This window comes from Staphylococcus sp. HMSC077D08, from assembly GCF_001837945.1.
Classification (GTDB): Bacteria; Bacillota; Bacilli; order Staphylococcales; family Staphylococcaceae; genus Staphylococcus; species Staphylococcus epidermidis.
Genome location: NZ_KV834762.1, coordinates 138,275 through 161,822, shown reverse-complemented (window position 1 = coordinate 161,822; position 23,548 = coordinate 138,275). Strand labels below are relative to the sequence as shown.

The 23,548-nt window shown below is 32.7% G+C and carries 1 protein-coding gene (only partly in view); it reads right to left on the bottom strand.

All coding sequences use genetic code 11. The annotated features are described in order from the left end of the window. On the bottom strand, positions 1 to 23,548 hold the 5' portion of the coding sequence (gene ebh, locus HMPREF2663_RS05275; RefSeq protein ID WP_070845923.1) for a hyperosmolarity resistance protein Ebh. It extends 6,899 nt beyond the left edge of the window; only the first 23,548 of its 30,447 coding nucleotides appear in the window; its start codon is at positions 23,546 to 23,548; its stop codon lies beyond the left edge, outside the window.

The following is a 23,548-nucleotide window of genomic DNA, read 5'->3' as shown; positions in this document are numbered from 1 at the left end:
TAGAAGTTTTTACATTTGATGTTGCACGTTCCACCTCTAAAGGATTCATAGTTGGATTAGATGTTTGATTGATTATTTGTTTTACACGATCGACGGCATTGTTATATGCAGTTTGTTTACCAACAGTTTCATTAATGTAGTTACTTGTTTGTTTAACATTATTTTCATCAGTGATACTTTGACGTAAAGTATTCATTGAATCGTTTAAAGCTTGTGCTTTATGAATTACTTGATGTACTTCAGAACGGGTATGAGTTTGTTGAATTTCTTGATTTAATTGTTCTTTTTGAGCTTGGTTTAGACCAGCCATTTGATTAATAGTATTGATGGACTGTTGTTGAGCTTGTTCTAGTTTTTGTTCGCCATGTAAATCATTTTTAGCTTCAGTAATTTTATCAGCAATAGTGTTAATATTAGCTGGAGACAAATTTGGATCTGTTTGTTCAGCAACTATGTTTTTACCTCTATCTGTATATTCATCAAAGTTAACTTGTTGAGAAGTATCCTCATTAATATAATTACTCGTTTGTTTTACTGCGTCATTACCAGTTAAAGCATCTTCTAATTTTTTCATCGCTTCATTAAGTTGATTTGCTAATTGAACTACTTTTTGTACTTCTGGTCTAGAATTAGAGTTTTGAACTTTAGTTTCAAGATTACTTCTTTGCGCTTGATTTAAGTGATTTAACGCATTTAATGTTGCTTGAGCGTTTGTCTTGTCATTAGCAAGTTTTTGATCACCATGTAAATTATCTTTAGTTTGTTTAACTTCATTTAGTACACTTTGAATCGCATCAATTGCCATTACTGGTGTTGGTTGATCATTAATGATATTTTTAGCTTTATTAACAGCTTGATTATAAACATTTTGCTGTTCAGAATCTTCATTGATGTACTTACTACTTTGTAAAACTTCAATATTATCAGCAATAGAATCTCTAAGTGCTTTCATTATATTATTTAATTGTTTAGCACTTGCAATTTTTTCTCCTACTTGATTTCTTGTTGATGCACTGAAAATATGATCTAAAATCGTATCTTTTTGCCCGTTCGTCAAGCTATTCAGATTTTGTAGTTGTTCTGAAGCTTCTTTTTTATCTTCTAATAGTTTATTACTACCATGTAAATCATTAAGTGCTTGTTTAATATTTGTAATAGCTTGATCTATTTGATTTTTATCCATGATAGGAGGATGAGCATTTATCAAATCTTTTGCTGCTTGAATTGCATGATTATAAGCATCCTGTTGGCTAGAATCTTCATTAATGAAATCACTATTTTGTTTTACTGTATTGTCATTGTTAACAATTTGTTGTAGTTGATTCATAGAGTTATCTAACTGTTTAGAGTTATTTACTATATCATCTACCTGTTGTTTAGTTTGAGCTTGATTAATTAAATCATGTTGTTTATCTTTTTGTGCTTGTGTTAATCCTTGCAAATGTTCGATGCTTTGATTTCCATCTGACTTAGCCTCTACTAATTTAGATTGCCCATTTAAATTATTTTCAGCATTTTTAATCGTTTGAGTTGCTCGATTTATTACATCTTTATTAAGCTCTGGTGGTTGAGTAGTTGTAATAATTTGAGAACCATAATTTAACGCAGAATTGTAATTTGCTTGAAGACCACTATCAGCATTTATATATTTACTATCAGCCTTGATTTGTTCTTTTTTATCTATTTCAGTTTTCAGTGCTTTCATAGCTTCATTAAGTTCTTTTGCTTTTTGTAAGGCTTCTTGAACTTCTGGTTTGGTTGATGCTTGGTTAACTAATGTTTTTTCAGCAAGAACCTGTCCTGGATTTAATGCTTGTAAATGATCAATTTCAGCAACAGCTTGATTTTTAGCCTCTTGAAGTTTTTGCTCACCATGTAAACTTTCTCTAGCGTTTTGCAATTCTAATAAAGCATCTTCAATTGTAGCTTTATCTAAAGTGCTAGTTGGAACGCCATTGATAATGTCTTTAGCTTTTTGAAGTGCATTACTATATTCATTTTGTGCCGCTTCATCTGCATTGATAAAGTCGCTTAATTTTTTAACACTGTTTTCAAGAGCAACTTCATTCTCAAGTTGACGCATAGCTTCATTAAGTGATTTAGCATGATTTAAATCATTAGAAACTTCAGTTCTTGAAGGCGCAGAATTAATCTCATCATGCTCACTTTGTCTTTGAGAATTGTTTAGATTTGTTAAATAGTTTAATTCATTATTTGCATCTTGTTGTGCTTTTTGTAATTTTTGCTCACCATGTAAATCGTTTTTAGTTAATTGAATGTTTTGAATGGCATCTGCTATTTTATTGTTGTTTAAAACATCATCCGTAGAACCGTTTAATATTTCTAGACCTTTTTGAATGGAGTCATTATAAATATTTTGAACTTGTGGATCTTCATTAATATATTTACTTTGTTGATGAACTTTTGACTGTTCCTCTACGAGTGTTTTCAGTGTGCCCATATCATTATTTAACTTATTAGCTTGTGCAATAATTTCTGCCACTTGTTGTTTAGTTTGAGCATGATTAATTAAGTCATTTAATGCTTGTTTTTGTTTATCATTTAAGTTTGTTGATTGATTTATTATTGAATTTGAATCTGCTTGATTTTGTGCTAGTTTATTTGCACCGTGCAATGAATCTTTTGCTTGAATGACTTTTTGAGTAATAGCTTGAATATTACTTATATCCATAGTTGGGTCGTTAAGTTGATTTATGAGTTGTTCAGCTTGGCTTACAGCATTATCGTAAGCTAACTTTTTCTCAGAATCTTCATTGAGATAGTTACTAGAATTTAGAGTAGCATCTTTATTGGCTATACTTTGTTTAAGTTGTTGCATAGCTTGGTTTATAGCTTTTGCTTCTTCTAGTTTCTGAGTTACTGCAGGTTTAGTTATTGTTCTATCTATAGCTTGGATTAATTTTGTTATTTGAGCTGAATTTAATCCGTCTAAATTTTGTATTTCATTCTTTGCAGTTTCCTGTGCTTGTCTTAATTTATTTTCGCCATGAAGATTTTGTTCAGCGACATTAATTTCTTGAATGATACGATTGATATCAGTACTACTTATTGTTGGATTATTTTCAGCATTAATTATTTCCTGACCCTTTGCAATAGCTTGTTCATATGCTTCTTTTTCAGAGGCATCTTCGTTAATATAGTTACTATTTTGTCTTACTAATGGCGCTTTGGCAACTGCAGCTTTTAATTCTTCCATTTTTCCATTTAAGAATTTGGCATAACTTAACTGTTTAGCAACATTTGGTCTACTTGTTTGTTGGTTAATGATGTTTTTCAATGCTTGTTTTTGTGGTTCAGTTAAACCAGTAAAGTTAGTAATTTGTTGATTAGCATCTGTCTTTGCATCTTGAAGTTTTTGATCTCCATTTAATCCATTTATAGCTGTATTTAAATCTTGAGTTGCTTTTTTGATTATTTGAGGATCCATCGTCGCATTGTCTTCACCAATAATGCTATTTATATTGTCAACTGCATGATTATAGGCATTTTGTTGAGCTAAGTCTTCATTAGTATAATTGCTATTTTTACGAATTTGCTCTTGATTCATAATGCTATCTCTCATTGCTTTCATAGCATCATTAAGCTCTTTTGCTTTCTGTAATTCTTGAGCTAAACTTTCTAGAGTTGTCACATGGTTAATGTTATCCTTAACAGTTTGACGTTGTGGAACATTGAGACTGTTTAAGCTATCTACGTCGTTTAAAGCATTGTCTAATGCCTGTTTAAATCTAGATTCTCCATTTAACTCGTTATGCGCTTGGTCTATCTTGTTCAATAAATCTTGTAATACTTTATGATCTAATGTATCTGGGTGATTATGAATTAAATCCTCAGCTTCTTTAATAGCATTATCATAATTTTGTTTTTTATCATTATCAGCATTAATGTAATTGCTTAAATGTTGAATTTGATCTTTATCATTTATGACTTTATGAAGTGTACTCATATCACCATTTAATTGTTTAGCAATCTCTAGTTGTTTATTTACTTCATCACGAGTATCAGCATTATTAATTAACGGTTTAAAATGGTTCTTTTGTTCTTCGGTTAAGTCATCTAAATGATTTAATTGATTATTAGCGTCTTGTTTAGATTGAGCTAATTTTTGATCACCGTGTAAATTATTCACTGCATCTTTAATATTTTGGAGTGTATCAGCAATTTTTTGTTTATCTAAGGTTGGATTAGATGTTTGATTAATTATATCTTTTGCAGCCTGGATTTTATCATTATAAATTTTTTGTTTGTCTGAGTCTTCATTTATGAATGGGCTGCTATTTGAAATTTGATCATCTTGATTCACTTGGTCTTCAAGTTGTTTCATAGCTTCATCAAGCGCTTCGGCCTCTTTAAGTTTTTCTGCAACTTGGTCCCTAGACGTAGCTCCATTAATAGCTTGTATAAGCGCATCTTTTTGAGGTTGATTAAGATGATTTAAGTTACCAATGGCTTGATTAGTTGTATTTTTGTCTTGCTGTAATTTTTGAGCTCCGTGAAGATTATCTTGTGCTTGTTTAATATTATTTAAAGCATTAGTAATGTCTTGTGCATTTAAGTTAGGATTTGAGTTGTTATTAATAATGTCTTCCGCTTGTTTAAGTGCATGATTGTACGCATCTTTTTGTGCAGAATCTTCATTTGTATAATCACTGTTAGCATGAACACCATCTTTTTGCGCAACTTGTTCTTTAAGTTGTTTCATTGCGTCATTTAGTGCTTTTGCTTGCTCAATTTTTTGTTTGATATCATCTCTACTATTTGAACTATTAATTTGTTCTCTGAGTTTTTCACGTTGTGCATCTGTTAAATCTGTTAATCCATCTAGTTCAGTCGAAGACGTTTGTTTGTCTTGATTTAATTTTTCAGCACCATGTAAAGCTTGTTCTGCATTTTGAACTGATTGAGTTGCTTGGTCAATGTTTGCTTTAAGTAATTCAGGATTTTGAGTTGCGTTAATAATACTTTCAGCACGTTGAACTGCATCATCATAGTTTTGCTTAATTTGTGGATCTTCATTTAGATATTTACTATCTGCTTTCACTTGATCTTTGTTAGCAATACTATGTCGTAACTCACCCATAGCATTGTCTAATTGTTGAGCGGTTTGTAAGTTTTGTTGAACTTGTTCTAATGTTGATACGCTATTAACTAGATTTTTCTCTGCATCTTTTTGGGCATTGTTCAAATTAGATAGATTTGTGATTGTTTGATTAGCATTATTTTTAGCTTCCTCTAATCTATGATCACCATCTAAATCATCTTTTGTATTGTTAACGGCTTGCGTTGCTGTATTGACATTACCTTTATTAATAGTTGGTTGATTTGTCCCGTTTATTATATTTTGAGCATTTTGTACAGCGGCATCATATGCTTGTTTTTTAGATGGTTCCGCATTGATGTAATTACCGTTTGAAACAATATTAGCATTATTTTTAATACTCTCTTTTAAGGCACTCATTAATCCATCTAAAGCTTGAGCTTCTGTTAAATCATGTTGGACTTGCGTACGTGTAGATTCATTATCAATTAAAGAATCTTCCATATGTTTTTGAGCTGAATTCAAATTCTGTAATTGAGCAATCGTTTGTTTAGCACTATCTTTAGCGTGTTGTAGTTTAGTATCTCCATGAAGATTAGATTTAGCTTGAGTTACGGCATTTGCTAATTGATTGATTGTATCTGGATTTAAAGTTGCTTGAGATTCGTCAATGAGTTGTTGAGCATTATTTACAGCATTGTCATAAGGTTGTTGTTCGTCATGATCCTCATTGATATATTTACTACTATTTTTAGTATCGTTTTTATCTTTAATGCTTTCACGTAAACCATGCATTGCAGTATCTAATGTTGTTGCTTCTTGACGAATATTACTCACTTCATTACGTGTTGTTGCTGCAGTTACTTTAGCTACTTCAGCATTTTTCTGAGGTTCATTGAGACTCGTTAAACCACGTATTACAGTTTCAGCAGCTTGTTGGTCTTGTGTCAGTTTTTGAGCACCGTGTAATGCATCTTTTGTAGTGTTAATAGTTTGAGTTAAACGTTCTATAGCTAATTTGTCTAGAACAGGTTGAGCATTGTTGTTGATTGTAGCTTGAGCTTCATTGACAGCATTATCATAATTGTGCTGTTCAGGTTGATCTTCATTGACATAATTGCTATTTTGTTTTACTTGATCAACGTTTTGAACACTGTTTCTTAAAGCTTCCATCGCATGGTTCAATTCATTAGCTTTAGTTACTTCTTCTTGTACTTTTGTACGTGTATTAGCTGAATTGATTAATAGATTTAATTCACGCTTTTGACCGTCATTTAAGCTAGATAGCCCGTCTACATTTTGAGTTGCTTGATGTTTAGAGTTTGCTAATTGTTGAACGCCATCAAGATCTTGCTGAGCTTGTTGGACATGAGTTAACGCTTGTTCAATTGTAGCTTTATTAAGCTCTACGTTTGGTGTGGCATTGATGATATTTTCTGCGTTCTGTAGTGCTTGATCGTAAGTTGCAACTTTAGCTGGATCTGCGTTGATATATGCACTGCTATGTTTGATGTCCTCTTTATTTTGAATGCCATCTCTTAAATTACTCATAGCAGAATTTAATTCTTTGGCTACAGCTAACTTTTGAGCAACTTCTGTTCTAGTAGTTGATTGGTTTACTAAACCTTTTTCAGCATTAATTTGAGCTTGGTTCAAACTAGATAAACCTTCTATTTGTCTATTTGTGCTTTCTTGGTCAGTGTGTAATTTATTTTCTCCACTTAACGCTGTTTGAGTCGTATTGATCTGATTAATAGCCTGTTCAATTTCATTTTTGTTCATGATTGGATCTTGAATTTTATCAATAATAGTTTGACCGGCTTGTACAGCATTATCATAGTTATGTTTTGGTTGTTCATCTTCATTGAAATAATTACTTTGTTGATGAACGTTATTTTGTTGGCCTATTTTATCTCGTAAAGCTTGCATTGCAGTATTTATTTCTCTATCCGAAGTTAATTGTTGATTAACTTCTGGGATTGTCTGCTGTGCTTGAACATTTTCAATTGCTTTTTGACGTTGTGCACCATTTAATGCTGTAAGTTTATTGATTTCAGTAATCGCATTATTTTTAGCTTCTTCTAATAGATGTGAACCTTGTAACGCATTTTGAGCGTCAGTCAATTGTTGTAACTTTTGTTCAATTTCCGATTTATTTAATGTTGGATTACCGATTTCATTAATAATATTTTCTGCTTCTTGAAGTGCTTGATCATACCCACGTTGATGTTCAGTTGAATCATTAATGTAATCGCTACTTTGTTTGACATTAGTCTTTTCAGCTGCTTTATCTCTTAATTGCTTCATAGCATTATTTAATGATTTAGCTTCATTAAGATGCTCTTCTACTTCAGAACGTGTATTTGAACCGTTGACTAAGGCTTCCTCACCAGATTTTTGAGGGTCATTTAAATAACCTAATTGACTAATTGTTTGGTTTGCAGCAGTTTTATCTCTTTGTAATTTATTAGCACCTTGTAAGTCATTTTTAGCGTTGTTAATTTGGCCTATAGCTTGATCAATTGTATCTTTCTTCATCTCTGGGTTATGTTGACCACTAATGATTGATTGACCAGTATTAATCGCATTATTATAAGTATCTTTTTGAGTTTGATCCTCATTAATATAGTCGCTTGTAGATTGCACTTGATTTTGAGAATTAACTAAGTCACGTAATGTTTGCATAGATTGATTTAATGCCTTTGAATCACGTAAAACGTTAGCAACTTGATCTCTTGTTTCTGCATCATTAACAGCTTGATTTTCTTTAGCTTTTTGCTCATTAGTTAATCCGCTTAGGTTATTTATTGAAGCAACAGCATCTTCTTTAGCTTTAGTCAGTTTGGCTTCACCGTTTAGATTGTTAATTGCAGAGTTAATATTATTAATTGCTTGTTCAATGTTAGCTTTATCTAATTCAGGATTTTGAGAATTGTTCTTAAGTGCTTCTGCAGTAGCAATCGCATTCGTATATGCTTGTTGTTGATTCGCATCTTCATTGATAAATTTACTGCTATTTATCATTTGGTTTTTACCGTTGATGAGATTGTTCAGTTGCTCCATCACCTTATTTAGTTCTTTAACTTTTGCTAATTGAGAAGCAACTTCTGTTCTAGTTTGAGAACTATTGACTAAACCTTTTTCACTGTTTCTTTGTGCATCAGTCAATTGATTTAACGTATTGATTTCTTGATTGGCATTTTCTTTAGCACGACGTAATTGATCTTCACCGTCTAAAGCATTCTTAGTAGTGAGAATCGCTTGTGCTTTCTGATTAATTAAATTGGCATCAAGAGTGGCTTGTTGTTCATTAACAATTTCTTTAGCGTTATTTAGAGCCTCAGTAAACGTATGTTGTTTTTCGGGTTCAGCGTTAATATACTTACTTTCGTTTGTTACTGATTCGTTGTCAGAAATGTTTTGTCTCAACGTGTGCATTGCACTATTTACTTGATTTGCTTTACTTTGCTCTGCAGTTATATCAGTTCTTGTATGAGCAGTGTTAATAGCTGTTTTAATAGACTCTTTCTGAGGAGTGTTTAAATCAGCTAATGTATTAAGTGCATTAATTGCTTCCGTTTTAGCAGTTGCTAATTTTTGTTCACCATGTAGTGCATTCTCTTTGGTTGAAATGTTACTAACTGCGTTATCAACTAAAGTTTTATCAAGTACTGGATCAGCTGTTTTATTAATTATAGTTTGTCCCATTGTAATGGCATCATTGTATGCAGATTGTTCAGGTTGATCCTCGTTAATATAGTTGCTTGTTCTTTGTACTTCAGGCTGCTTAGCAACGAGTGATTTTAAAGTGCCCATAGAACCATCTAGCGCCTTAGCTTGATTAAGTTGTTCTTGTACTTCCGTACGAGTTTGTTTACTATTTACCAGTTCCTTTTCTTTAGCTTTTTGATCATTAGTTAAGTTTGGTAAGTCATTGATTTCTGTATTAGCACTATTTCGTGCTTGTTCTAACTTTTGTTGTCCGTTTAAATTCTGATGGGCAGTATCTACTGCTTGTGTTTTTTGATTTACTACGTCACGGCTCATTTCAGGGTTAGATTGTGCATTTATCAATGTTTGAGCATGAGTAACAGCTTGATTGTAAGCTTCTTTTGGACCATTATCTTCATTTATATAATTGCTGCCCGTTTTGACGTTGTTAACATCGTTCACACTGTTACGTAATGCTTGCATAGCAGTATTCAACTGATTGTAATCTTGTAACTGACTCGCAATATTTGTTTTTGTAGAAGCTTTGCCTACATTTTCTTTAGCTTTGTTACGTTGAGCTTCATTTAGATAAGTTAAACCATCGATGGTTGTATTAGCATCCCTTTTAGCTTCAACTAATTTGTCATTACCATTTAAATCATTTTTAGTCGTATTGACTCTTTGTGTAACTTTATTAATTTCAGCTGGATCAAGTTGAGCTTGATTAGCATCAGATTGACTAATCAGTTGTTTAGCATTGGTAACAGCGTTATTGTAAGCATCTTGTTTGTCTTTATCTGCATTAATGTAATTGCCGTCATGCAATTCATTGTCATAGTTAGCAATAGTTTGTTTCAGTTGAGTCATTGCTGTGTTAACAGTATTAGCTTTATCTTTAGCTTGATTTACTGAATTGATGTTTGGAGAGTGATTTATAGTATCAGTTAAAGCTTGTCGCTGAGCATCGTTTAAATCATTTAAGGTATTTAAATGAGCTATTGCTAGTTGTTTAGCTTCTTCTAATCTATGATTTCCGTCAAGAGCATCTTTAGTACGTTTTACTTCTTCAGCTTTTTGATTAATCACATCAACACCCATAGTCGGACTTTGAGTTTGGTTGAGAATTCCTTTAGCCGCATTGACTGCATTGTCATAGTCTTGACGTTTATTGTTAGATGCATCTAAATAATTTTCTTGTTGTTTTTGATTTTCGTAATCTGCAATACTTTCACTTAATTCTGTCATAGATTGATTTAAAGTATCTGCCTTGTTTTTAATCGTTTCTAAAGCATTATAATTAGGTGCTGAGTTAACTTGAGCTTTAAAATTATCTTTTTGCACGTTATTTAAATGACTTTCATTATTTATATGATTGATATATGGCTCTCTATTTAATGTAAGTTGAGAACGAGCAGTGTCTAACGCTTGTGTATGACTATTAGCTTCGCTAGTGTTCTGTCTTATTTCAGCTACTGTAGGTTGGCCGTTTAAAACTTGAGTGATTTTTTCAAGATTTTGTCTAGCTTTAGTTAATTTATCATTGTAATTATTAAGTGAATCTTCAGTCATACCGTCAGTATCTGTTTGTTGGTTAATACTATTTTCTAATCTATTTTTAGCTTCTTGAAGTTGAGTTTTGTCTGGAACAAGTGAATTACGAGCATTTTGTAAATCTTGTATAACTTGTTGTGCATTAGCAACGCTTTCTTTAACTTGTGCTACTGTCGGATTACGTTTAAGTAATTTATTTACTTTGCCTTTTTCTATAATTGCTGCACTTAAGCTATCATTATAGTTATCCACTGAATCTTGAGTCATTCCATCTGTGTTAGTACCTTGATCAATTTCATCTTGTAGTTGTCTTTTTATTTTTTCTAAAGGTTGAGTATCAACTTGTAAGTTATTCTTAGCTTGTGTTAAATCATTACTGATTCGTTCCGCTTCTGCTTTATTTGTTCTAATTGCATTAACATCAGGATTGTTAGCTAAAACGTTATTAATTGTGTTAATTTCGTTTTTAGCTATTTGTAGTTTTTGATTATAATTAGCAACTGATTGCTGAGTCATACCATCTGTACTAGGTACTTGGTCGATGTTATTTTGTAACGCTGTTTTTGCGGTTTCTAATGGTTCTTTATTAACTGTTAACCCATTGATTGCTTGAGTTAAGTTTGTAGTTTGCTGATTAACTCGGTCTGTTTCAGTTGTAATTTGTTGTTCAGTGGCATCACCATTATTAATTAATGCTAAAGCAGTGTTAGATTCATTTTGGGCTTCACGTTTAGCGTTTTGATAAGCGTCTACAGATTGTTGCGTCATACCGTCAGTTTGTACTGTTTGATTTATTTTATTTTCTAACTCTAATCTTGCAGCTTTTAATGCATCATTATTTGATAGTGGCTGAAGTTGACTAATTGCTTCAGTTAATTGTTGATTCAACTGATTCACTTGTTGTAATGCATTATTTACTTCTTGAACAGTACGTATAGGTTTTTGTATCACTGCGTTGGCATTATCTTTAGCAGACGTAATTTGTGTTTCTAATGATTGAATTGCTTTATTATATGCACTGATACTTCTTGGCTTTTTATTATTTATATCGCCTCTTCGGTTTAATTGTTGAACAGCTGTTTGTAATTGACTCGTGTCTGCAGTCAATTGTTGTTTAGCCTCATTCAAATGTGCTAGTGCTTGTTCAACTTTAGATTTCTCGTCTGAAATTTGTTTTGCTGATGCATCGCCATTGATGATGACAGATTCTGCATTTCTGATAGCACTTTGAGCCTCATTTCTCTTAGCTTCATAGTTATTAATAGAAGCTTGAGTCATACCTGTTGTTAATGGTTGATCATTAACTGCTTGTTGAAGTTGATTTTTTGCTGTGACAAGTGCACTGTTATCTTCTTTATCTTGAAGCATATGAATCGCGTCATTAACTTTAAGTTGTACGGCTTCAACTTTTTGTAATGCTTGTGCTACTTCATTAACTGAAGGGTTACCATTTTCAAGAATTTGATGTGCTTCTGATTTAGCTTTATTGTATTGTGTCTCAATGGCTTGTCGAGCAGCTTGGTATTGTTGAATACTTGCAGGTTTTTTATTATTTGTATCAATATTTTGTATTAGTTGGTTATAAGCGTGTTCTAATTGAGACTTATCAGCACGTAAATCGTTTTTAGCTTTATTTAATGCATTAATCGCTTGATTTACTCTATTTGTTTCGTTAGTAATTTGTTGTTCAGTGGCATCGCCATTGTTAATGATTTGTTGAGCCTTTTGTATTTCAACTTCAGCTTCACGTTTTTTGGATTTATAGCTATTAGCAGTATCTGTTGTCATGCCTTGTGTTGGATCTGCTTCATTAACAATTTGTTCAAGTCGTTGTTTTGCTTGAACTAATGCATCATTGTTTTCTTTATTCTGTAATAATGCGATTGCTTTATCTAGTTCAGTTTGAACGGCTTTTATATTGTTTAACGCAGCAGTCACTTGTGATACTTGAGGATTGTCATTTGTTAAAACACTGTTTGCTTCATTTTTAGCTGAATCAATTTGAGATTGAATACGAGACTTAGCTTCATTGTATTTCTTAATACTTGATGGCGTTTTACCGCTCGTATCAATATTTTGAGTTAATTGATTATATGCATTTTGAAGTTCCTCTTTGTCTGCTCTTAAACCAGTTTTTGCATTATTTAATGCTTCTAAAGCGCGTTCAACATTTGTTTTTGCGTTAGAAATTTGTTGTGTAGTCGCATCGCCATTATCGATAACTTGTTGTGCTTTTGTTATTTCTTGTTGAGCAGCTTGTTGTTTTGAATTGTAATCATCTTTAGTTTGTCGCGTCATTCCTTCAGTTGAAGGAACTTGATCAACTGCTTGTTGAAGTTGCTCTTTTGCTCGAACTAGTTCGTCGTTGTTTTCTTTATTTTCTAAAAGTGCTCTGGCTTCGTTTAATTTTTGTTGTACTTCTCTTACTTTATTTAGTGCATTGTTGACGTCAGCTACACTTGGGTTTTGCTCTTTTAAAATTCGGTCAGCATTTGTTTTAGTATTGTTCAATTCATTACTAAATTGTTGATATCTTTGATTGTACGCATTGATAGTAGCTGGTTTCTTATTATTTAAATCCGTTGGTTGAATCAACTGGTCATATGCATGCTGTAATTCTTGTTTATCAGCTCTAAGCGCTGATTTGGCGTTGTTCAATTCATTGAGTGCTTGCTCTACCTTAGATATCTCATCAGACACTTGTTGTACACTTGGTTGAGCGTTTTCAATTACTTTATTTGCCTTTTGAATAGCTTGCTCAGCTTTTTGACGTTTAGCGTTATAAGTTTGAATTGTTGCTTGAGTCATACCAGTTGTATTTGGTTGATTATCTAGACTTTGTTGCAAAGCAGTTTTTGCATTAATCAATGGTTGTTTATCAACAGTAAGACCTTGTTTCGCTTGTGTTAACTCGTTATTGATTTGTTCTGCTTCAACTTTGTTTGTTCTGATGGCACTAACATCTGGATTGTTCGCTAAGACATTATTAATTGAATTTATTTTATCTTTAGCTTCTTGTAATTTACGTTGATAGCTTTGTACAGATTGTTGAGTCATACCATCAGTGCTAGGTTTTTGGTCAATATTTGCTTGTAATTGATTTTTAGCAGTTTCTAAAGGTTCTTTATTAACTGTTAAGTGATTGATTGAATTTGTTAATTCAGACAGCTTTTGATTTAATTTTTCTATTTCTGTAGAAACTTCTTGATCAGATGCATCACCATTATCAATAAGATTTTGTGCAATACTAGATTCATTTTGAGCTTTTATTTTAGCTTGATTATAATTTTCAACAGATTGTTGAGTCATACCTTCTGTTTGAACGGTTTCATTAATTTTACTTTCAAGTCGATTACGAGCTTCTTTTAAGCTTTCTTTATTCGCTAAAGGTTGTAGTAAGTTAATCGTATCTGTTAAGCGTTGGTTCAATTGGTTTACTTCATGTAATGCATTATTTACTTCTTCAACAGAACGAATAGGCTTATTGATGATAGCATTTGCTCTATTTTCAGTCTGTGTAATTTCAGATTGTAGCGAATGAATAGTATTGTTATAAGCACTAACACTGCTAGGTTTTTTGTTGTTTGTGTCGCCTCTCCTACTTAATTTTCGTACTTCAGTTTTTAACGAAGTTGTATCTGCAGTTAAATGTTGTTTTGCTTCATTAAGCGCATTAGTTGCATCTTCAACTCGAATTTTATTTTCTGTTATTTGTTCAATAGATGCATCCCCATTATTAATAATAGTCTCAGCAGAACTTGCTATATTTTGTGCATCTCTACGTTTTGCTGTGTAATTATTAATAGATTCTTGAGTCATACCATTTAGTGATGGTTGACTATTAATGGCTTGATCCAATCTTTCTTTTGCTCTGACGAGTTCGCTATTATCTTCTTTATCTTGAAGCATATTAATAGCTTTTGTAACCTCTGGTTGAATTGCATTTATCTTACGTAGAGCATCCTCTACTGCATTTACAGTAGGGTTTGTATTTTCAAGAACATTATGAGCTTCGTCTTTAGCGGTATTATATTGGTTTTCGATATTTCGTCTTGCAGACTTATAGTTTTGAATACTAGATGGTTTCTTACCATTAGTATTTACATTTTGTATAAGTTTATTGTATGCAGTCTGTAATTCTCTTTTATCAGCTCTTAAGTTATTCTTAGCATTTTGTAATGCTTGTAATACTTGCTCTACTTTAGATTTTTCAGAAGAAATATCTTGAGCGGTAGCATCTCCATTATTAATAATCGTGTTCGCTTTTTGTATTTCATCTTGAGCTTCTCGCTTTTTAGCGTTGTAATTATTAATTGTTTCTTGTGTCATACCGTGTGTTGGATCTGTATCATTTACTGCATTTTCAAGTCTGTTTTTAGCATTGACTAATTCTGTATTATTTTCTTTGTTTTGAAGCATGTTGATTGCTTCGGTTAATTTTGGTTGAATAGCTTTGATTTTGTTCAATGCTTGAGTTACTTGCGATACTTGTGGATTATCGTTACCTAAAATTCGCTCCGCTTCATTTTTAGCATCATTAATTTGATTTTGTATTCTGGCTTTGGCTGTTTCGTATTGACGTATACTCGCCGGTTTTTTACCGTTGGTAGATACGTTCTCAATTAATTTGTTATATGCTGTCTGTAATTCATTCTTATCAGCTCTCAGTCTACTTTTAGCATTAGTTAATGCTTGCATTGCTTGCTCTACTTTAGATTTTTCAGAAGTAATTTCTTGAGTTGTAGCATCCCCATTATCAATCACTCTTTGTGCAGATGTAAGTGCTCTTTCAGCTTCATGTTGTTTGTCATTATAATTATTAATTGTTTGTTGGGTCATACCTTGTGTTTGAGGTATGTCATTTACAGCGTCTTGTAAACGTTTTTTAGCTTGTACAAGTTCTGAATTATTTTCTTTTGGTTGAAGTAAAGCAATTGCTTGATTCAGTTTAGGTTGAACAGTATTTATTTTATTTAAAGCGTCTCTAACTTGTTCAACGGAAGGATTAGTGTTTCGCAAAGTACTACTTGCATCCGCTTTAGCTGTATCTAATTCACTTCTAATATTTGAAATGGCCTCATTATAGCGTCTTACAGATGCTGGCTTTTTATCATTTGTTAACACATCTCTATTCAACGTATCATAAGCACTTTGTAACTGTGACTTATCAGCACGTAAGTTGCTTTTGGCTTCAGCATATTCTCTCTGTGCCTGTTCAACTGTATTTTTAGCATCATTAATTTGTTGGGATGTCGCGTCTCCATTATTTATAACGTCATTTGCATGTTGTATTGCTTGTTCAGCAGCTTGGCGTTTATTGTTATAGTTCCTTGTGCTATCTTGAGTCATACCATCAGTTGAAGCGGCTGGTTGAATCGTTTGTTGTAATTGTTCTTTTGCTCTCACGAGTTGACTATTATCAGCCTTGTTTTGTAATAATGCTTTAGCATCATTTATTTTATTTTGTGCCACTTGAACTTTAGATAAAGCTGAATTTACTTGTTGAGGTGTTGCAAATTCTGTGCCTATAACTTGGTCAGCTTCACTTTTAGCTGTATTAATTTGTGATTGAGCACGATTCAGAGCTTGATCAAAGTTTCTGATACTTGATGGTGTTTTATTCTCTTTACTAATTTCTTCATCTAGTCGACGACGTGCATTGATTAATTCGGTTTTATTAACTTTAGTTCTAACAGTCTCAGTAGCTTCTTCAGAACTTCCGTCACTGTAATAAATAACTACTGGAATATGCGATGTACTACCACCAGCTAAATTTGTTGGAAGAGTGTTTCCTTGTTTAATCGTAACTCTATTTTTATTTGGCACTTGAACCGCATTATTAATATCATCATTAGTCACATTTTGACCTTGTTCTTTAACAATTTCATTGATTGTTAAAGTATGTTGCGCAGGTGCTTGAATTACAGTAGGATTTGTGTTTTCAGTGTTACCCAGACCTGCTTTTGGAGTTATTGTAATTTGAGAATTAGGTTTAACTGTATTGGCTGAAAATACAACTTTACCATTATCCTGATTGAACTCGACATAATTTGGTTTATTATTTATCGTCCATTTGCCGTTGTTATTTTTAGTAACTGTGAATGATTTTTGTGTTTCATTGCCATTAAATTTTTCAGTGTAACTGATTTCGACACGTTCAGTTGGATTTAAAGAATTACGTGAATTGTCAGGTAATATATCGAATGTTCCATTATCATAAGTATGAGTTGCTACTTGCTCAGGTTGTGGAGCTTTGACAATATAAATTTCACTAGTTGCTGAAGTACTTATAGTTTCTCCAGAACCTTCAGTCGCTATTGCTTCTATTGAATCGCCAGGTCTAACTGCTAATCGACTTAAAGATATAGCTGTTCCATTATTTGTTGGGCCGATACCGTTTATGTCAGGTGATCCAGTTTCTACAATCCAACGACCATCATTATTCTTAACAAATGTAGTTAATTTATTTCCGTTTTTATTAATAACAATCTTATCTGCAGATGTTTGGATATAATCATTTGTCCCACTTATTAGTATATTACGCACAGCACCAGGTGTTACTGTTACATCACCAGTTTTAGACTGGGTTATGATTGGTTGATTAGGCTTAGCATTTGTAACTATAAATTTAGCTGATTGTGATGTTTGCCAAACACCCCAGTTGCTAGGATTAACGACATCATAAGTACCAGTTTTAACAAAAGGAGTTCTAGTATATGCTAATGATTGCCATTGATCACTAGTAGTTCCTGTACTTTGCTGGTTCCAATAAAATCTCCAACCATCTATTGGTAATCCCTCACCATTTTCAAGATGTTTGTAATAGCCTACCCATGTTCCTTTAGGGAATGTATCACCTACTTGAATTTTGTAGATAGGTTGAGGGAAATCAAAATTATATACCCACACTTTAACAGGAACTTCTAATGGTGTAGATATGCCAGGATAATTAACAAGTGCAGTTAAATTTTGTACACCGGCTATGTTTTTATCAGGTTGACGATTGTCTTTCCAAGAAGCTGTTCCTCCAAGACGGTTATTATTTTCAAAAATAATATAATTATAAACGTCAGTACCATTGGTTAAGTTTCGCCCTTTATGATCTCTTACTGGATTCTTAGCTGTAACTGTTGGATAGATTGTTATTGGAATATCTACAGTTCTAGTACCTTGATGATTAGGTAGAGTAACCGTAACAGTTTTTGTTGTAGTACCAATGTTGTTTTTCCAACTATTAGGCTCCTCGTTCCATGTAAGAGTAGAATGCGCTGGTATATTACTTATGAAACTATTGAAGTCATTAAAATTATAGTTTGTACCTTTAATTATTTTAATACCATCATTTTTAGCTTGCATGCCAGCGGTAACATTTACTTGATCACTTGTTTCTGAAAAAACACTTATATCTTCAGTTGTATTTGAAGCAATTCCACTACTATTTTGTTTAGTGTACGTTACATTATTTGTCATTGAGGTTTTAGCAGTAATATTTCCGGTTGGTAGAGTGCCTTGAATTGTTACAGTAGCTATACCGTTAGAATCTATAGTTGTATTTGTATTAGGAATAACAGTTCCATTTGATTGATATAGAGTGACTTGTGCATTTTGTGGAACATTTCGAACTAAAATTTGTTGGCCATTTAATTGTCCTTTTGAAATCACACTATTACTATCAATAACAGGTTTATTTGGTTTGACTTTGAATAGTACATTAATGTTTTCAGTTTGGCCGTTTTGATAAGCTACCGTAACTGTTTTAGTAAATGAACCTGCATTACGAGAACTTGGTGTACCTGATCCTTGAGCCCATCTGAAGTCCATATGTTCTGGCCAATATTGATTTACTGCTTGAACAAAATTTCCTGGATATGCATCGCCTGATGAATTAAATCGACCATTGATAGTTGTTTCATATACTTGCTTTGGAATAGATTGACTAAGTTTGTAAGTCGTATCTTTTCTAATTGGTGTTGTTTCACCATCAAAGAATATTTCAGCATGTAATGTTAAATCTCTACCAATTTGATTACTGTTTATATCGGGACCCTGATTATTAACCCAAACTATTCTCGCATCAACTGGACCTCCCGTTCTTAAACTAAAGAAATCATTCGGGGAAGTTCCTTTGCCGGTTGGAAATTGTTGTCCTCTTACTGTTGTTCTAGTATTAGGTACAACCTCTAATAACACATGTTTAACTGGAACAGTTATTGTATTAGTTGTGCCATCAGAAAATGTAGTTGTAACATTAACTGTAGCATTGTTTCCACTTCTATTTACTTTACTTACAACTTGACTACGAACGTCATTATTTGACTCGTTGACATAATTTCTTGTACCTAAAATTTTAGTCATGCTGAGTGAAGATTTTACTCTATTTTGATCTTCAATTGAAAGGTTAGCATTGTTTTGAATATTACTAATTCTCACTGGTGTTTGATTGCTTGATGAAGTTGTTATTCTATATTTCTCGTTTAATGGTTTTATATTTACTGTGAAAGAAACAATACTTTCATTTCCACTTTTATCTGTGGCTTTAACTTTTACAATTTTATTTGTGCTATTAGTAACATTAGGAGCCTGACCTACTAACTCGTTGTTGTTTCTGGTCATAGTAATTGCACTATCACTTGTAGAAGCTACTGTATTTAATCCATAATTATCATTTACATTGATAGTATTTTTAAATCTTTCACCAGAATATACCGTATGATGGTCGTAATTACCTACAGTTATACTAGGATTTACTTTATCAGAAGGCACAAAATAAACATTAATCACGTTATTGGTATTGCTTAAATTTTGGCCTAATTTTTCAATGTAACCTTTTGGACTGTATGGTGCTAAGTATAATTGTGCCTTATAGATAACACCCATAATACCATTATTTGCCGCATTAGCTTTAACAACTTTATCAATATTAAAAGCGGATGCCCCATTAGCTTCTGGAACCTGACCATTTACGATAGTAGAATTTTTTTCATTATATACAACGTTAGAATGACTGACTTGTCGTCCACCGTAACCGTTTTCTGGTTCTACTAAGTCTAATACTTGAATAGGATTTGAGTTAAGTAAATAAGATCTCTCACCATCATCTCTAATTATAGATTTAGAATACCCATTAGCACCTCGTTCTGCTAACTGTTTTTCATTACTATTAATATTTGAACGTAAATTTGAACTTTTAGCTGTTGCTTGAAGTAAAGTTAACACGTCATTAGTATTTATTTGTCTACCTAATGTTGCATCATATTTATAAATAAGTGATTTATGATCTGGTGACCATTCTAATCCACCATCTGTATTTCTACCTTGAATCTTACTAGAAGTCCACGAAATGGTATAATCATCCCTTATATTAACCCAACGTAAGAAATTCATATTATTGAGATTTGATGAAAACTCTTTTATCAAATCGCCCTTACGTATAGTTACTGTCACACTACTAACATTTCTATGATCGAAGTTATTCGAAACAGTGATATCGTTATCGTTTAAATTAAGTCCAGAATTAGCTGCTTTAAATGCTTGTTTGATTTTATTGATTTCATCATTAGTTAAATTATAAGTACTAACTCTATATACACGATTATTACCAGTAGGTGCATTAACCTCTACTATTTTAAGTTTTAAATTAAGTTCTTGTTGAGTCTTATGATAAGCGTTTTTAGCATTAACTCTATAGTTATAATTTCCAACATTGAGTCGACTAATTTCACTCGATGAAGGTAAAGATCCAATAGCTGATATAGAGGTGAAATCTCTATTAGGTAAATCCGAACCATTACTTAATGAGAAATATTTTCTCAAGTTTGGACCAATGGAATAGTTTTGTCCTCTAGCAATAGTGATTACTGCTTCTTTTTTATTTGTATTACCATTTTCACTGAAAATGGATTTTCTTTCGGGCTCATATGTGATTACATTTTCAGCATCAATAACATCTACAGAACCATCTCTATAATAAAATGTAACGTCGCCATTTACTCCAGCGAGTATTGGGTTATTTTGTAATAAATATGATCTTATATTAGCATTTGCTTCACTTATTTTTCTTTTTACCTCTTCTCGTTCGGAATTAGATAATGAAGAAGGGTCTGTCACTAATTGTAGTTGATCTCTAGATAATCCGACTGGATTTAAATCATCAGCCAACTTACCAACATTTAAAATAAAGGTTTTAGCTGGATTTGTTGTATTTCCAGAATTATCAGTTGCAGTTATATTGAAATGATATGTCGTATTATATGCTTCATTACTAGGTATATTACCGATTAACTTAAGCGTACCCTCAGTATTATTATTAGGATTGATTGTAAAAGATTTTGTCCAACCTTGAGGTAAATTGACGTTTACATCTCTTAAACCTGAACCGCCAGCATTATCAGTGACTGGAAGAGTAATTTCTACATGATCTCCTCTGTAATACTTATGAACTAGTCCTGCTGGTTCATTAATTGTAGGTGGTGTTGTATCACTACTAAACGGAACGCTATTACTAAAGTTTGATTGTACATATTGATTGTAATAAACAATTGCCTTTAATTCACCGCTTAATGGTAGATCTTTAAGGTAGTCTGATGAACGGAATGTTAAGATCCCATTTTTACTTGGATCATTATCATGGTATGCTTCTGCAACTACTGTGTAGTTTTCAGGGACAGTATATGGATTTATTTCTGGATCATGATCACCATCGGTTCCACCCATCACAAGTTTGATTTTAGCAGTAGTATCATTAGGTATATCTGTTACTCTTATTTCAGGCTTGTGGTTAGGATTTCCACGTAATTCATTAGCAGTTGTAATGATTCTTGGTGGTGTTGGTTTTGATCTAATTTCAAATTGTTCTACTTTATCACCAAACTTAACAGTGATGAAATAATTTCCTGGATCAATATGACCAACAAGAGCTAAGTTTTTTTCAGTAGCATTATTTGTTCTACCTACAGCGTTTTGTAATGTAAGCGTGTTAGGATATCCTGTAATAGACCATTCACTATCTTTAATTGGTTCATTACTAGTAAGTTTGATACGTATCTCTTGTTGATAAGGTAATATTCCTGATCCTACAGTGTTATGAAGCGTTCCACTCATTACTTGGAAAACACCATGGCCCGCTCGTTTCGATACTGAAAATTCCTTTCTATTTTGTTTTTCATTATCGTGATATAACTCAATTGTATGTTTTAACTCAGGTTTTACATATAAATTTACTGGTAAAAGAGTTTCAGGGTTATGATGGCTATCTTCAACATCAAAACCTACAAGAAATTGAATTGGACGGCCTGAACGTGCTGCATTTTGAAGATTTTCTTGTGAAAAAAGTTCTTCAATTTGATAGGCATTCATTGCATTAGCTCCCTGCCATCTTTCCTGATTATAAGGAAGATAAGATGGATAAATACCTAGGACTGTACCAGTCACATTCTTTACATAACTTAATGGGTCGTATACCGAATCAATACTTCCGGAACCGTCACTATCCAAAATAGGAACATCAGTAGTTCTCTGTAATGTAGGATCGAATTGTCTGATTGTTCTTTTTAAATGAAGTGTACGATTTTTAACTTGGACATTTGACTGTACTCGATTTCGATAATTCTTATAAGGTTCGACATAGAGTTGGTTATAATTCGTTGCTTGTTTATATTCACCAGAACGCGCGCCAGCAGCATAATACAATCTTGCAGTTGGAGCTCCTTGAGTTTTAAATGAAATACGATAACTTACATCACCACTACCTTTAAAACTATATATTGTATCTAATCCTCTTATTTGATCTGGTTTCTCACTATTTAACATTGCGAAGTTTTCATCGCCATAATATTTATTAGTTTTTGTAGCTCCATCTCTGTCGAAATATAATTCTCCCCCTCTAGCAAAGTCAGAAAAATTATTAACACCATCATAAAATGCATAATTTGTGGCGGAGCCATGTTTAAAATCATTCGCTACACTAGAATTAATAGCACCTGCTGATCTCCAAAATTGAGGTAATGGTGCACCTGATCCAAATCCCACTCCACCAGTAGATGTACTTGTACCATCACGGTTAATAATGGTGAAAGTTACAGAACCAGTTGGTGTTTGATCACTGGGAAGTCCAAACCAATAGTACATATATTCATGACCTTTATGATTACTATTAAATAAAATATCCCACTGATATCCATCTTTGAGTCGTTTTGTAGTGATATAAGCATTACCTTGTACATCAGAAGCACGTAAGATATTCTTAGATCTTGGTAAATTATAAGGCCATCTTCTATTTGAAGCATGGAAGAAAGTACCAGGAGGGAAACCAGAATCATCATCGTCTTTTAAAACATAATATTCAGTTCTTGCATCTAAGTAATCGCTTCTTGATGATCGTTCCTCAACAACACTTCTCGTACTTCTTCTACCACGCTTTTCTGTAGTAGATCGTTGTGGTAACGTACGTGCAAGTTCTAATGCTTTCTCTAATTGTTGATATGCCGAAACAAGCTGTTCTGAAGGAATATTTTGATTATTACCTAGTAAGTCATTGAGGTAATCAAAAGCAGATTTGACTTTTTGATATTCTGTTGTATCCGCACGATCTCTATCAATCATTCTGTAATTGTGATATGATGCGTCAAAAAAAGCTTGTAATGCATTTTTATCTAATGGTGGCTGTACTTGCTGTGGTTTATCTTTCTCTTGTAGATTCTCTTTTTCTTTGTCATTTTTACTTGCTCGGCTTTCCGCAAGTACATTTTCTGTTAGTTTATGATGTTCATTTCCAGAAGTATTTCCATTGCTATCGCTTACTTTTTTACTATGTGCTTGCATAGTACTGTTATCAACTTGCAATGGTTCGTTATTCATATTTGTTTCACTATGCGATTGATTGATACTATCATCAGAAACATTTGTAGGTAATTGTTGCGAAGTTTCATTAGGGTCTTTGACTTGATCCGACAATCTTGCATTTGCTTGATTATGACTAGTTGATGAAGGAAATGATTCAGTCTGACCAGCTGAATTTTGCTTGTTATTTTTGATTTCTTGATTATGCGTATTCGAATCATCATCTGTTTGATTTAATTGTTTAATTAACTTTTGATTTTGATTCAACTCGTCGGCACTTGCATGGTTTGGATTGATACCCATGAATACAAGTGTTGCAATCACAGTAGAAAATGTTCCAATTGCGTATTTTCGGATACTAAATTTTTGTAATTTATCACGATTATTCAA